Below are 13,251 nucleotides of genomic sequence, written 5' to 3' on the forward strand. Positions count from 1 at the left end.
CCGTATGAGCGCGTATCCCGGCCATCAGGCGCCCGTGCCTGCGATCGTCACCGCCGTAGTCGTCGCGCACAACGGAACGCAGTGGCTGGGCGAGCTGGTCACCGGGCTTCGTGACCAGCGCCGCAGGCCCGATCGCGTGGTCGCCGTCGACACCGGAAGCCGCGACGGTTCGCGGGAGCTTCTCGCAGAGACCTTCGGGCACAGTGTCGTCATCGACGCTCCGGCCCGCACCGGTTTCGGCGTCGCCGTCGCCCAGGCTGTACGCATACTTCCGCCGGCTCAGCCCGGTGAGTGGTTGTGGTTGCTCCACGATGACTGCGCACCCGCTCCGGAAGCCCTGTCGGCACTGCTGCGGCTTGCGGCGGAGGTGCCCTCGGCCGCCGTTCTCGGGCCGAAGCTCCGCGAATGGCCGAACGGCCGTCGGCTGATCGAGTTCGGCGTCACCATCGCCGGCAGCGGCAATCGCGAGACAGGGTTGGAGTTCGGCGAGTACGACCAGGGCCAGCACGACACCGTCCGCGACGTCCTCGCGGTCAGCACCGCCGGCATGCTCGTCCGTCGCGACGTCTTCGAGCGGCTGGGCGGATTCGACCAGCGGTTCGGCCTCTACCGCGACGACGTCGACTTCGGGTGGCGCGCCGTTCGCGCGGGTCACCGGGTCATGGTCTGTCCCGAAGCCCTCGTCTTCCACGCCGAAGCGAGCTTCCGCGGAATCCGCCGGACGCCCGCGGTCTCCGGGCGCCCGCGCCGGGTCGACCGACGCAACGCGATGCACACGCTCCTCGTCAACTCCGCGTTGTGGCTGGTCCCGTTCGTCGCGCTCCGGCTCGCCGTCGGGGCGGTGTCGCGCGTCCTCGCTCTGCTGATCGCGAAGTGGCCGGACGCGGCGTACGACGAGTTCATGGCTGCGGTCGGTGTGTTCTCGCGGCCGGACCTGATCATCGTCGGTCGTCGCCGCCGCGCGAAGTTCCGGCGGGTGTCGCACCGGGTGATCCGCCGGTTGATGCCGCCGCCGTGGATCGGGCTCCAACATGCGTTCGACGCTCTGCTCGCCCTCGTGAGCGTGCGGACCGGCACCCACGCGGGCTCGGCGAAGCGGGTCCGCCGGCCGGTCGAGTCGGGGCCGGTCGCGGAGGAGGCGGAGGACCTCAGCGAGGAAACTCCGGGCGTCCTGCGCTGGCTCTTCACCCGACCCCCGGTGCTCCTGTTGCTCGGGCTGGTGATCCTCGCCGTCGCGTCGGCGCGCGACCTCCTGGGTGGCGGGTCACTCGGCGGTGCGGCGCTGTTGCCGGCTCCGGCCAGTGTCGTCGACCTGTGGCAGCGCTACGTCGAGTCGTGGCATCCGGTCGATCTGGGCAGCGACCGGGCCGCTCCGCCCTACCTCGCCGTGGTGGCGACCCTCTCCACGGTCCTGGCCGGGAAGGTGTGGCTGGCCGTCGACGTCCTGATTCTCGGCGCGGTGCCGCTCGCCGGCCTCACGTGTTTCCTCTTCGCCCGGTCGGTGGTGGGCTCCCAGCCACTCCGGCTGTGGATGGCCGGGACCTACGCCCTGCTCCCTGCCGTGACGGGCGCGATCGCCGGCGGCCGGCTCGGTACCTGCGTCGCCATCGTCGTCACGCCACTCCTCGGCATCGCCGTGCTCCGGATGGTCGGCGCCCGTCGCACCATGGTGGGTTCCTGGAACTCCGCCTGGGCGGCCGGTCTGCTGCTCGCCGTCATGGTGGCGTTCGTCCCCGCGGCCTACGGGGTCGCCCTCCTCTTCGGCCTGGCCGTCTCGATCGGCCCGTGGCTTCGCCACAGCGGTTCCCGCCGCCGGGTGGCACTCGCGCTGGCCGTCCCGCCGGTGGCGCTCCTCCCATGGCTGCCCACCCTGGCCGACAACCCGCGGTCGCTGCTGGGCGAGGCAGGGATCGCCTCCCCCGGCCTCGCGGACAGCCAGCTCGCTCCGATGTCGCTGCTGTTCGGCAGCCCCGGCGGTCCGAACGCCGCACCGACGTGGATCTACGCCCTGCTCCTCCTCGTGGCTCTCACCGCCATCCTCCGCCGCGACCAGAGCCGTGGCGTCCTCGCGGCCTGGTTGCTGAGTCTCGTCAGCCTCGCCGTCGGGCTGGTACAGAGCCGCCTGGTTCTGCAGGCCGAGTGGATCTCCACCCCGGTGCCCTCCTGGCCGGGTCTCGCGGCGGCACTGATCGCTCTCGGCTGGATTCTCGCGATCGGGCAGGCGGCCGACGGGGCCACAAGGGTCTTCAGCCAGCACAGCTTCAGCTGGCGCCAGCCGGTCGCGGGGCTGCTCGCAGTCGTGGCGTTCACCACCCCGGTCGTCGCCGCCGGCTGGTGGCTGATCCGTGGTGCCGACGGGCCGCTGGACCGGGCCCCAGCTTCCGCCGTACCTCCGTACATCCGGAACGCGATGCACTCGCCGACCCACCCGCGCACGCTCGTCATCCAGGCCGACGGCGGAACGGTCTCCTACGCCACGCTCCGCAACTCTGTCTCCCGACTCGGAGATGGCGAGGTCGGCGCGAGCACGACGACCCTCGCGGGTCTCGACGCCATCGTGGGAGACCTGCTGAGCGACGCCCAGCATGACTCGGCCGCGGCGCGTCTTGCCGGCTACGGGGTCGGGTACGTCTATCTCCCGCCGCCGGCGGACACGCGCTCGGTCGAACGGCTCGACACGACCCCGGGACTGTCCAGGGCGAGCGCGCCCCGTGGTGCCGCAGCGTGGCAGGTCGACCTCCCGGCCGGCGCCGCTCGTGTCGTCGCCGGGGACGGGGCGGGAGCCGGGGACGGGAACGCCGCAGCGACCGACGACCTCGGACAGATCCTGAGACACGACGACCGCCGGGGAACTCTTTCGGTCCCGGCCGGTCCGTCAGGGCGGCTGCTCGTCCTCGCGGAAGCCGCCGACCCGGGCTGGCAGGCCGACCTCGACGGGCAACCCCTGCGCCCCGCCCGGTACGACGGCTGGGCCCAGGCGTTCGAGCTCCCCGCTGAGCGCGGGTTGCTGAGGCTGTCGCACGTGGCCGCGATGCAGGGTGAGCTGCTGGTCGTGCAAGGTGCGCTCATCCTGCTGTTCCTGATCTTCGCCCTGCCCACCCGCGCCCGCGCGGGTTATCCCGGCGCCGATGCCGGGTCCGGCCGGCGCGGCGGAGGTCGGGGACGAGGTGACGCCCGGGGCGGCGGCCGGTCCGGACGGCGATCGCTCGTCCAGGGGCGGGCCGATACCCCCGCGAGGGCAGCCAGGCAGGCGGGCGACCGCCCGGGCGAGCCGGCGAACCCGACCGACCCGCGCGACCCGACCAATCCGGCTGGGCGTCCGAGGCGACCTCGTGAGGGGGTACGCCCGTGAACCGCGTCGTGATCCGTCTCGGTCTCGTCATCGGCGTCCTCGCCGCGCTCGTACTGGCGGCCAACCTCCTGCCCAGCGGACAGGGCCCGGCGACAACCGCCCTGCAGGCTACCCGGTTGCCGCTCGAGCGCGCGACGTTCATCTGCCCTGAATCGAGCTTCGCCAAGGATTCGACATCGACCGATGTCGCGGCGGTCGCGGCGTCGGGACAGGGATCGCTGCTCGATGCCGGGCTGCGGATCGCCCGCGGCAATGCGAAGCCCCGACTCGACCTCACGCCTCTCGGCACCCGCACGCCGTTGGCGTCCGGTGACCGGCGCGAACGTCTCGTGACGTATGCCGTACGCAAGCCCAAGGAACCCCCGGTCGTCGTGTCCGCACAGGGTTCGATCGCTCCAGGCACCACCGCCGGCCAGATCACGCGGACCGGCGAGGGCCCACTGCGTGGTCTGGCGGAGTCCGCGTGCACAAGTCCGGGGTCGGAGTTCTGGTTCGTGGGCACGAGCAGCCAGCTCGGCCGGCACGGCCGGGTCTACCTCACCAACACCGACAACGCCGACGCCCAGGTCGAGCTGCGGCTCTATGACGAGAACGGTCCTGTCGACGCCGACAGCATCCACAGCCTCGCCGTCAAAGCCCGCAGCCAAGCGGTCGTCGAACTCGACCAGCTCGCCCCGACCAGCAAACGCCTCGCGGTGGCCGTGGTCAGCACCCGCGGCCGTGTTGTCGCCGCACTTCGCGATGACGCGCTCGAAGGTGAGACTCCGGTCGGCGTCGACTGGGTTCCCACGGCGGCGCGACCCGGGCGGGACGTGGTGATCCCCGGCGTCGCGCCCGGCCGAGGCGAACGGGTCCTCAGCATCGTCGCTCCCGGCGACTCGACCGCGAGCGTCGACCTGTCGGTGCTCGCCGCCGAAGGCAGCTTCCAACCCGCTGAACTCGGTCGTGTCGACGTCAAGCCCGGCACGGTGGCGGAGGTACGCCTGGACAGCGCGACCCAGCGGCAGGCCGCCGCGATCCGCCTCACCTCCGACGTACCCATCACCGCCACGATGCGTAGTCAGCTCGGACCGCGCACCGGGGTCCGCGACGTCGCCTACACCGCGGCGTCCCGCTCACTGTCCGGCCCGGCGGTCGTCCCGGTCACGCTCGGCGGTCCGGACCATACGGCGACGCTTGTGCTGTCGACGCCGGGAAGCCGGGCGGTCCGGGCGAGTGCCGAGCTCTCCGACGCCGATGGCCGGTCGCTCGGCTCGCAAAAGCTGGTCGTGAAGCCGGGCAGCACGATCGCTGTCACACTCACCCCGTCGAAGAAGGTGGACCGCTACGTCCTCGTCGTACAGCCCGAGGACGGCGGCCCGCTGTACGGCGCGAGGTTCCTCGTGGAGACGGCGGGCGACGGTCCGATGATGTCGGTGTGGCCCCTCGCGTCAGGAGAGACCACAGCCATCCGTCCGGTGACCCGCGCCGATCTCGGTACGGGTGTCGGCACGGGGCCGACTCCGGACGCGCTCTTCCAGTAGGGAAGCCGCCTCAGTCCTCGCCGTAGGCCGGGTCGACCTCGTCCGGGCTCAGGCCGAGAAGTTCGGCGACCTGCTCCACCACGACATCGTGGACAAGTGAGGACAGGTCGGACGTACCGGCCGCGCGGAGCTCGATCGGCCGGCGGTAGACCACGACACGGTGCGGTTCCCCGGTGGTGGACGTGTGCGCGGACCCGAGTGGTACATCGTCCCCCGCGGTCCGGCGCGGGTCGGGGACCTCCTCGACGGCGAACTCCACGCCGTCGAGCTCGTCGGCGAACCGGCGTTCGAGCGCCTCGACGGCATCGAGGACCAGTTCGTCAAAGCGTTCGGCGCGGCTCCGCGTCACCGGGACTCCGGCAGGCGCCAGGGGCCCTCGGATGGCGAGCGGACCGCGCATCCCGCGGCCGTGTCGGTCGCGGCGACGCGTGGGGTGGTCAGGTAGGCCGGCACCGTGACCGGGACGTGAGACCCGCGTCTCGGCGGGTGGCAAGGGGTAGCCGGGCGAACCCTCGGGCGACCCGGCTTCGTGCTGCGGTCCGAACACCCTCCGAGCTTAGAGCCTGGATCCGGGCAGTCGCCGTTCCTGGGCGTGCCGTGTTCCGTCGCAGGAAGGCCTTCCCCGCGACACGCGGCAGATTCACCGCGCATCGTGATCATGGAAAGGTGACGGCGGGATGGCTGAATCCGGGCGAAACGGCCGCTGCGCCGAGCCGGTGACCTGGCTGATCCGGGTCGTCCCGCACGATCATGCGTGTTCGGGGGGACCTGCGGGGGTGCGGCCCGCTACCATCCGACTTCGTGGGCTCACTGCGGAAGTGTTCTCGGTCGGCGTGTGCGCGCCCTGCGGTGACGACGCTGACCTACGTCTACGCCGACTCCACCGCGGTGCTCGGCCCCCTGGCGACCTATGCCGAGCCGCACTGCTACGACCTGTGCTCCCAGCACTCCGAGCGGCTCACGGTGCCCCGCGGCTGGGAGGTCATCCGGCTCGCCCCGGACCCTGAGTCGCTGCGCCCGTCCGCCGATGATCTCGAAGCGCTCGCCAACGCCGTTCGCGAGGCGGCACGCCCCCGCGAGGGCGGCTCAGAGCCGGCCACCGAAGTCGGCAGGCGCGGTCATCTTCGCGTGTTGCGCAATCCTGACCGCTGACCGGTTCTGGCGGTGCCCCGCCGATAGGGTGGCGCTGTGCCCGATCTCGCAACGATCTTCAAGGCGTACGACGTCCGCGGCGTGGTTCCCGACCAGCTTGACGCGGGCGTCGCCCGCGCGGTGGGTGCGGCGTTCGTCGAGGTGCTCGACCATCCCGCGACGGTCGTCGTCGGTTACGACATGCGGGCGTCCTCGCCTGAGCTGGCGACGGCTTTCGCCGAGGGCGTGACGAGCCGCGGGACCGACGTCGTCGACATCGGTCTCGCCTCCACCGACGAGCTGTACTTCGCGAGCGGACACCTCGACGCGCCCGGGGCGATGTTCACGGCGAGCCACAACCCACCGGAGTACGGCGGAATCAAGCTGTGCCGGTCCGGCGCCGCCCCGGTTGGCCAGGACACCGGCCTGGCCGAGATCCAGGCGCTCGCCGAGCAGGGCGGACCGCAGGGTGCCCCGCCGCACCAGGGCACCGTCACCCGGCAGGACGTGCTGGCGGCGTACGCGGCGCACCTGCTGAGCCTGGTCGACGTCACCGGCGGTCGCCGGCTCACCGTCGTCGTCGACGCGGGCAACGGCATGGCCGGGCTGACGGTTCCGGCGGTGTTCGCCGACCTCGACCTGGAGCTCGTTCCTCTCTACTTCGAGCTCGACGGCACGTTCCCGAACCATGAAGCCAACCCGATCGAGCCCGCGAACCTCCGCGACCTGCAGGCAAAGGTCCGGGAGGTCGGCGCCGACGTGGGGCTGGCGTTCGACGGGGATGCCGACCGTTGCTGGGTCATCGACGAGCGCGCCGAGTCGGTGCCGCCGTCGGCGATCACCGCGCTGATCGCCACCCGGGAGCTCGTTCGTGAGCCTGGCGCCACGATCATCCACAACCTCATCACCTCGCGCGCGGTGCCGGAGATCGTCCGCGAACGTGGCGGCGTGCCGGTTCGGGACCGCGTGGGTCATTCGTTCATCAAGGCCACCATGGCCAAGACCGGGGCGATCTTCGGCGGGGAGCACTCGGCGCACTTCTACTTCCGCGACTTCTGGCGGGCCGACTCCGGCATGCTCGCCGCGCTGCACGTGCTCGCGGCACTGAGCGCGCAGGACGCACCCCTGTCGCACCTGATGGCGGCGTACGACCGGTACGCCGCCTCCGGTGAGATCAACAGCCGCGTGGAGGACCAGGCCGGCACCCTGGCCCGGGTCAGGAAGGCGTACGCCGGACGCGAAGGCACCACCATCGACGAGCTCGACGGTCTCACGGTCGGCGACGCCGACTGGTGGTTCAACCTGCGCCCGTCCAATACCGAGCCCGTGCTCCGGCTCAATGCCGAGGCTGTCGACAAACCCACCATGGAACGTGTCCGCGACGAGGTTCTCGGCCTCATCTCGTCCGGCACGTCCTAGGCGCTCCACCCCACGGACGCCGGCCGCATCCGTATTCCCGAAGGGACGAACGACGGTGAACCTCGACGCCGCACTGTTGGAGATCCTCGCGTGCCCCGCGTGCAAGTCACCGCTGGAGGTCGACGATCCGGCCGGTGAGCTCGTGTGCACCAACGCCGACTGTGCGTTGGCCTATCCCGTCCGTGACGACATCCCGGTCCTCCTGGTCGACGAGGCGCGCAAACCTGGCGGGACCTCAGGCGACGCGGCGGAGGCTGGTGACGCGGCGGAGGCTGGCGGCGCGGACGCCGGTGCCGGCACCGCTGAGACCGCGGCCGCCAACACCGACACCAGCGCCGACGCCGGGAGTGAGACGGACGGATCCGGCAACGGCCAGAGCAAGGACTGAAACGCTGTGAGTACGGACACCTTCGACGACTCCCGCCTCGACGACGCGGAGGCGCTCGCGCACGCCGACGAGGTGCTGCGTCACCTCGCCGAGGCGGGCGCCCGCGTACGCCGCGAGGCCGACGCCGCCAAGGAGGTCGCCTGCGACCTCGTGGGACAGGGGAGGCCGCGGGCGGTCGTCGCGGCCGGTGCTGACGCTCGACTGCTCCGTGCCGTCCTCGAGCCCTGGTGTCCGGTGCCGTTCGTCGCATGGCCCGGACCGGGTCTGCCCGGGTGGGTGGGCGCCCTGGACCTCGTGGTCGTCCTTGCCCCCACCGGCGGTGACCCGGAGACCGCGTCGGCGGTTCATGACGCGGTACGTCGCGGAAGTTCCGTCCTGCTCGCGGCCCCTCAGGAGTCGCCGCTGGCCGAGGCGGGGCAGGGACGCGACACCACCCTGATCCCCGCGCAGACCGGTGACCCGCTGGCGCTGGCTGTCGTCGTCCTGCAGCTTCTGCACGTGCTCGAGCTCGGCCCGGAGGTCGCGGCCGAGTCCGTCGCGCTGGCGCTCGACGACGTCGCGTCGCGCTGCTCGCCCTACGCCGACCTCGCCGCCAACCCGGCGAAGGACCTCGCGCTGGTCCTCGCCGACGCGCTCCCGCTCGTCTGGGGCGGCTCCGTGCTGGCCGCCCGAGCGGGTCGCCGGGTGGCGGAGACCCTGCGTCGTGCGTCCAACCGGCCCACGCTGGCCGCCGACGCCGACCACCTCATGCCGGTGCTGGAGGGTTCGGCACCGCGCGACGTGTTCGCCGATCCGTTCGCGGACGCCGAGGCTCCGACGCTTCGCTCCGCGCTCTTCGTTCTCGACGACGGGGCGGAGCAACCGACCATCCGTGAAGCCCGGGGCCGGCTCCTCGCCACCGCGGAGTCGCATGGCATTCACACCCGTACGCTCAGCTGGACCGAGGGCCCGGAGGTCGCCCGCTACGCCGCCCTTCAGGCGCTCGGGACCTATGCCGCGGTCTACCTCGCGGTCGGCCTTGGCCGCTACATGCCGGCACCGTGACCTGAACTAAGGACACCATGCAGCTTCTCGACAACCCGATCCAGCCGTACGCCTGGGGTTCGCACACCGCTATCCCGGAACTTCTCGGCGTGGAGCCGTCCGGCAAGCCGCAGGCGGAGCTGTGGATGGGTGCTCATCCCGCCGCGCCGTCGCGCATCAGGGGCACGTCGACGTCTCTCCTGGAGCTGATCGCCGCCGACCCTGCCGGGGAGCTGGGGGCGGCGTGCCTGGCGGAGTTCGGGCCCAGCCTGCCGTTCCTGATGAAGGTGCTGGCCGCCGGAGACCCGCTGTCGCTGCAGGCCCATCCCGATCCGGTGCAGGCGAAGGATGGCTACGAACGCGAGAACGCCGACGGCATTCCCCTGGACGCGCCGCACCGCAACTACAAGGATCCCTCGGCCAAGCCGGAGATGATCTGTGCACTGACTCCGATCGAGGCCCTGATGGGATTCCGGCCGCCGGCCGAGACGCTCGCGGTCGCGGACGCGCTCGGTGTCGCGGCGCTGGACCCGCTGCTGGCCGTGCTGCGGGAGCAACCCGACGGTGAGGGTCTGCGGGCGGTGTTCACGCTGCTGATGACCGCGCCGGCCGACCAACAGCGCGCGGTGGTGGCAGCGGTCCTCGACGCCTGCCGGGTCAGGCAGGACGAGCTCGAGACCGCCCGGTTGGTGGTGCGGCTGGCCGAACGGTATCCGGGTGATCCGGGCGTGGTGGCCGCCATCCTGCTCGACCACGTCCACCTTGCACCGGGGGAGGCTGCCTACCTGCCACCCGGCAACCTGCACGCCTACCTCGAAGGCGTCGGTGTCGAGCTCCTCGCCAATTCCGACAATGTGCTCCGGGGCGGTCTGACGACCAAGCACGTCGACCTGCCCGAGCTGCTCCGCGTCCTCGACTTCACACCGGGCTCGACGCGGATCCTCACGGTCGACGCGGACGGCGACTTCGACACACCCGCACCACAGTTCCGGCTGGCGAGGCTCGAGGTGGCGGGCGGGACGGAGATCACTCTCGCCCCGGAGGGACCGCAGATCCTGCTGTGCGTCGAGGGGAACGTCGTCGCGCGTAGCGAGCTGGGCAAGGTGGGGTTGACCCGCGGTCATTCCGCGTACGCCGGTGCACGGGAGGGCGTCGTCTCCCTGGCGGGGGAGGGCACGGTGTTCCGCGCCACCTCCGGACTTCGCTGAGCTCTGTCGCCCTCAGTGCACGAGCGGCCTCGCACACGGGTCCAGCGCATGAGCGGCCGCGCACACGGGCCGGGCCTGCTACCAGGATCACCAACGTACCCAGGACGGCCAGGCCAGCCGCGGCCGAGGCCGCCACGATCGACCCGAGCCCACTTCCGTCACCCAGCGGTTTCCCGCGTCCCACAGATGGACGGGTGGCACGGGACACGGAACTACTCCTAAGTTGGACGCTTGCTGTTTGAGTTGCTAACGTGTATCTCGTACAGAAGCTGTTCGAGATAAGGAACTGGGATGTCGGAGATCCAGCGACCGCGGCGCGCCGACGCCGAGCGGAACCGGGAGGCGATCCTGGACGCCGCGATGCGCTGCCTCAGCGTCAACCCCCGAGCCAGCATGGCGGCGATAGCCGCGGAGGCCGGCGTCGGCCGCGTGACGCTGTACGGCCACTTCTCCTCGCGTGGCGAGGTCATCGAGGCGGCGTTCGCCCGGGCGATGACTCGGGCGGAGGGGAGCCTTTCGGGTCTCGACCTCGACGGCGAGCCGTTTGACGCGCTCGAGCGGCTGGTCCTCGCCTCGTGGCGGATCGTCGACGAGTCTCGGCTGGTCCTGCAGGCCGCAGAGGAGGAACTTGGGCTCGACACCGTCAAGCGGCACCACGCCGAGTCGATGGAACGTGTGCGTGGCCTGGTGCGCCGGGGCCGCCGCACTGGCGCCTTCCGCAAGGACCTGCCGGCGGACTGGCTGGTCACCTGCTACTACGCCGTGCTCCACGGCGCGGCCGAGGAGGTGCGATCCGGACGCCTCACCCAGGCCGGCGCCGACCAGGTGGTGTGGCGAACCATCGACGCCCTCTTCCGCCCACCCGCGAAGCGGGCCGCACGTGGGGTGGACCGATGAAAGCGGCGGTGCTCGGTGCGTACGGTGCTGTGGGTCGACGTCTTGCGGTCGAGGCAGCCACCCTCGGGCACGTGGTCACGGCTGTCGGCCGCGATGGCACCCGGTTGTCCGGCGTCCCCGCGCACGATCACCTCCGACTGAGCATGACGGACCTGGCCGGTGTGCGCAGGATGGCGGCGGCCCACGATGTCGTGGTCAACGCGACCGGAGTCGAGGACTCGCAGCTGGCTCTCGCGAGCACGGAGGGCGGTGCGGCGTTCATGGACATCAGCGCCGAGTGCGACTATCTCGGCGAGTTGTCGCGGCTGGCGCCCGTGCGCCCCATCGCTGCCGGCATCGGCCTGGCACCTGGGCTGACGAACCTGCTGGCAGTCGCCGCGTCGGGCGAGGGCCCTCTCCACATCGGCATCATCGCCGGCATCGGAGAACCACACGGGGACGCGGCGCGCGCCTGGGTCTGGAGCGTCAGCGGTCGTCAGGTCACGTCCGGCGGGACCACGCAGCGGGTCTATCGAACCGCCCGCCGGTTCGACGTTCCAGGACTCGGCCGCCGCACGCTGCTTCGTGCCGGGTTCGGGGAGCAGGACCAGCTCGCCACGAGCCTGGACCGACCGGTGTCGACCTGGCTGGGTTTCGACCCCGCCTGGGCCACCGCCCTCCTCGCGGTCGCCGGCATCGCGCCGGGCGCTGCCGCGTACCTCGACCGGCTCAGCGGCCCGGCAGCGACCCTGCTTGCGCAGCGGGACCGGTGGACGGTCGTGGTCTCCGAGGCGACCAGCACACGCGCGTGGGCGACCGGCCGGCGCGAGGTCGACGCCACGGCGACGGTCGCCGCACTGCTCCTCGAACGCCTGGCGACCGCCCCGCCCGGGGTGTACGCCGCCGACGAGCTGGCACGTCTCGACGACGTCCGCGAAGGACTGTCCCGCGCCGGGATAGAGGTCGCCACGAACCCCTCAATCACCGAGAACAGGAAGGATCCACGATGACGACACCGTTCATCTTCGTCACCACCCACGAGGTCGATCCGCGGCGGCAGGACGACTTCCGGGCACTGACCGCGGAGTACACCGAGTTCGTACGCGCCAACGAACCGACCATGCTCGCGCATCACACCTACCTCGATCCCGAGCGGAACGAGGTCTCCCTGGTCCAGATACACAAGGACGCCGCATCGGCTGACCGGCACCTTCAGCTGGTCGAGCCAATGCTCGCTCGAGCGGGCGAACTCAGCCGCCCCGTCAGAGTCGAGGTGTACGGCGAGCCAGGTCCCGTGGTCGCCAAAGCCCTCCGGGCCAACGCGGACCGTGGGGTCGTCGTGACCGTCTCGCCCGCAACCCTGCCCGGATTCACCCGGGCGGCCTGACGGGAGCCGGCGTGCGGTGGGGCTCGGCGCGTGCGTCGACCTCCACCGCACAGCCGTCCGTCACCCGAGAGGGGTGAGATCCCGCGTCGGCCAGAGGCGGCGCCGGCGCCGGGCGGCGAGGTCCTCGACCCACCCGACGGCGACGATCGCCACCGCGATCAGGGGCCAGGCCACCGCGAAGGAGAACCACACCGAGTCGAGGGGCAACACCTCTTCGAACAGCGGAACGTCCCACATCGCGTCGATGACGAGAACACTGGCGACCAGCGCGACCTCGTGCCAGAGGTAGACCGTCACGGCGCGGGCGTTGAACAGGTTCACCGCCGCGGCCACGGGCCGCCAGCTGACGAGGTGCCCGACCCGGTCGACCAGGCTGTCACGGTGGGCGAAGCCGAGCAGCCAGCAGGCACCGAACGTCGCGAGTTCGGTGAGGTTGGTCGCCACGGTCTCCAAGGTCTCCGGCACGAACGACGACCCGGCCTGCGCGACGACCGCCAGGCAGAGAAAGCCCAGCACCGACGCCCAGGGCAGCTGCCGGAACGTCGGCAGCAGCACGGGGGAGAGCAGGACGAACCAGACGTACGTACGCACGCACCACAGCGGTCCGGTCACCTGGAACGCCCACGCGTTGGCGGGCGGGTCGGCGAGGGGCACGATCCAGAACAGCAGCCGCGACCACCACGCGAGACCGTCCTCCTCTCGGCCCGGGCCCCAGCCGTGCAGCAGCATCGCGCCCACGACCAGTGCACCGAACAGCCAGAACGGCAGCAGCAGCCGGCGCATCCGCCCGCCTACGACGCTGACCGCCGGACGGTCGAGCGACCGCGCCATCAGCGAACCGGCCAGGGCGAACATCACGCCCATCGACGGGAAGAGCAGGCTGAGCCAGGCCCACCCGATGGCGTGGTAGGTCACGACCCGGACCAGCGCGACGGGGCAGTCGC

At 71.6% G+C, this 13,251-nt stretch carries 12 protein-coding genes; 10 read left to right on the top strand and 2 right to left on the bottom strand.

Annotated features, from left to right (window positions below; translation table 11 throughout):
• Positions 1-4 precede the first annotated feature (4 nt).
• Positions 5-3,352 (top strand): glycosyltransferase family 2 protein, encoded by a 3,348-nt coding sequence (locus ABN034_RS30440; protein WP_349694428.1) that lies wholly within the window; start codon positions 5-7, stop codon positions 3,350-3,352.
• Complete coding sequence (locus tag ABN034_RS30445; protein ID WP_349694429.1) at positions 3,349-4,875, top strand: DUF5719 family protein; 1,527 nt, start codon at positions 3,349-3,351, stop codon at positions 4,873-4,875. The genes ABN034_RS30440 and ABN034_RS30445 overlap by 4 nt, the downstream gene beginning before the upstream one ends.
• Positions 4,876-4,885: 10 nt before the next feature.
• Here the strand turns inward: ABN034_RS30445 and ABN034_RS30450 are convergent, their stop codons facing one another.
• Positions 4,886-5,422 (bottom strand): metallopeptidase family protein, encoded by a 537-nt coding sequence (locus ABN034_RS30450; protein ID WP_349327024.1) that lies wholly within the window; start codon positions 5,420-5,422, stop codon positions 4,886-4,888.
• Positions 5,423-5,724: 302 nt separating this feature from the next.
• Between ABN034_RS30450 and ABN034_RS30455 the strand changes: the two genes are divergently transcribed.
• The 8 genes from ABN034_RS30455 to ABN034_RS30490 all read left to right on the top strand — a co-directional run bounded on the left by ABN034_RS30455 (position 5,725) and on the right by ABN034_RS30490 (position 12,307).
• Complete coding sequence (locus ABN034_RS30455; RefSeq protein WP_502877551.1) at positions 5,725-6,027, top strand: DUF3499 domain-containing protein; 303 nt, start codon at positions 5,725-5,727, stop codon at positions 6,025-6,027.
• Positions 6,028-6,063: 36 nt separating this feature from the next.
• Entirely contained in the window at positions 6,064-7,425 is a 1,362-nt protein-coding gene (locus ABN034_RS30460) for a phosphomannomutase/phosphoglucomutase (RefSeq protein ID WP_349694430.1), read from the top strand.
• A gap of 55 nt (positions 7,426-7,480) precedes the next feature.
• Positions 7,481-7,813, top strand: coding sequence for a Trm112 family protein (locus tag ABN034_RS34685; protein WP_502879120.1), 333 nt, complete (start codon positions 7,481-7,483; stop codon positions 7,811-7,813).
• A 6-nt stretch (positions 7,814-7,819) separates the two neighbouring features.
• Positions 7,820-8,857 carry an SIS domain-containing protein gene (locus ABN034_RS30470; protein ID WP_349327027.1) on the top strand — a complete coding sequence of 346 codons (1,038 nt, stop codon included), beginning with the start codon at positions 7,820-7,822 and terminating at the stop codon, positions 8,855-8,857.
• Positions 8,858-8,874: 17 nt separating this feature from the next.
• Positions 8,875-10,044 (top strand): mannose-6-phosphate isomerase, class I, encoded by a 1,170-nt coding sequence (gene manA / locus ABN034_RS30475; RefSeq protein ID WP_349694431.1) that lies wholly within the window; start codon positions 8,875-8,877, stop codon positions 10,042-10,044.
• Positions 10,045-10,335: 291 nt separating this feature from the next.
• Positions 10,336-10,941: a TetR/AcrR family transcriptional regulator gene (locus tag ABN034_RS30480; protein WP_349694432.1), complete on the top strand. Its 606-nt coding sequence runs from the start codon at positions 10,336-10,338 to the stop codon at positions 10,939-10,941.
• Positions 10,938-11,930 (top strand): hypothetical protein, encoded by a 993-nt coding sequence (locus tag ABN034_RS30485; RefSeq protein ID WP_349694433.1) that lies wholly within the window; start codon positions 10,938-10,940, stop codon positions 11,928-11,930. The genes ABN034_RS30480 and ABN034_RS30485 overlap by 4 nt, the downstream gene beginning before the upstream one ends.
• The gene (locus ABN034_RS30490) at positions 11,927-12,307 is read left to right on the top strand and encodes an antibiotic biosynthesis monooxygenase (RefSeq protein WP_349694434.1); all 381 of its coding nucleotides are present in this window, start codon (positions 11,927-11,929) and stop codon (positions 12,305-12,307) included. Before ABN034_RS30485 ends, ABN034_RS30490 begins: the two co-directional genes overlap by 4 nt.
• Before the next feature lie 60 nt (positions 12,308-12,367).
• Here ABN034_RS30490 and ABN034_RS30495 read toward each other — a convergent pair whose 3' ends face one another.
• Positions 12,368-13,222 (bottom strand): acyltransferase family protein, encoded by an 855-nt coding sequence (locus ABN034_RS30495; RefSeq protein ID WP_349694435.1) that lies wholly within the window; start codon positions 13,220-13,222, stop codon positions 12,368-12,370.
• Positions 13,223-13,251 lie beyond the last annotated feature (29 nt).

The organism is Actinopolymorpha sp. B11F2 (assembly GCF_040195635.1).
Taxonomy (GTDB): domain Bacteria; phylum Actinomycetota; class Actinomycetes; order Propionibacteriales; family Actinopolymorphaceae; genus Thermasporomyces.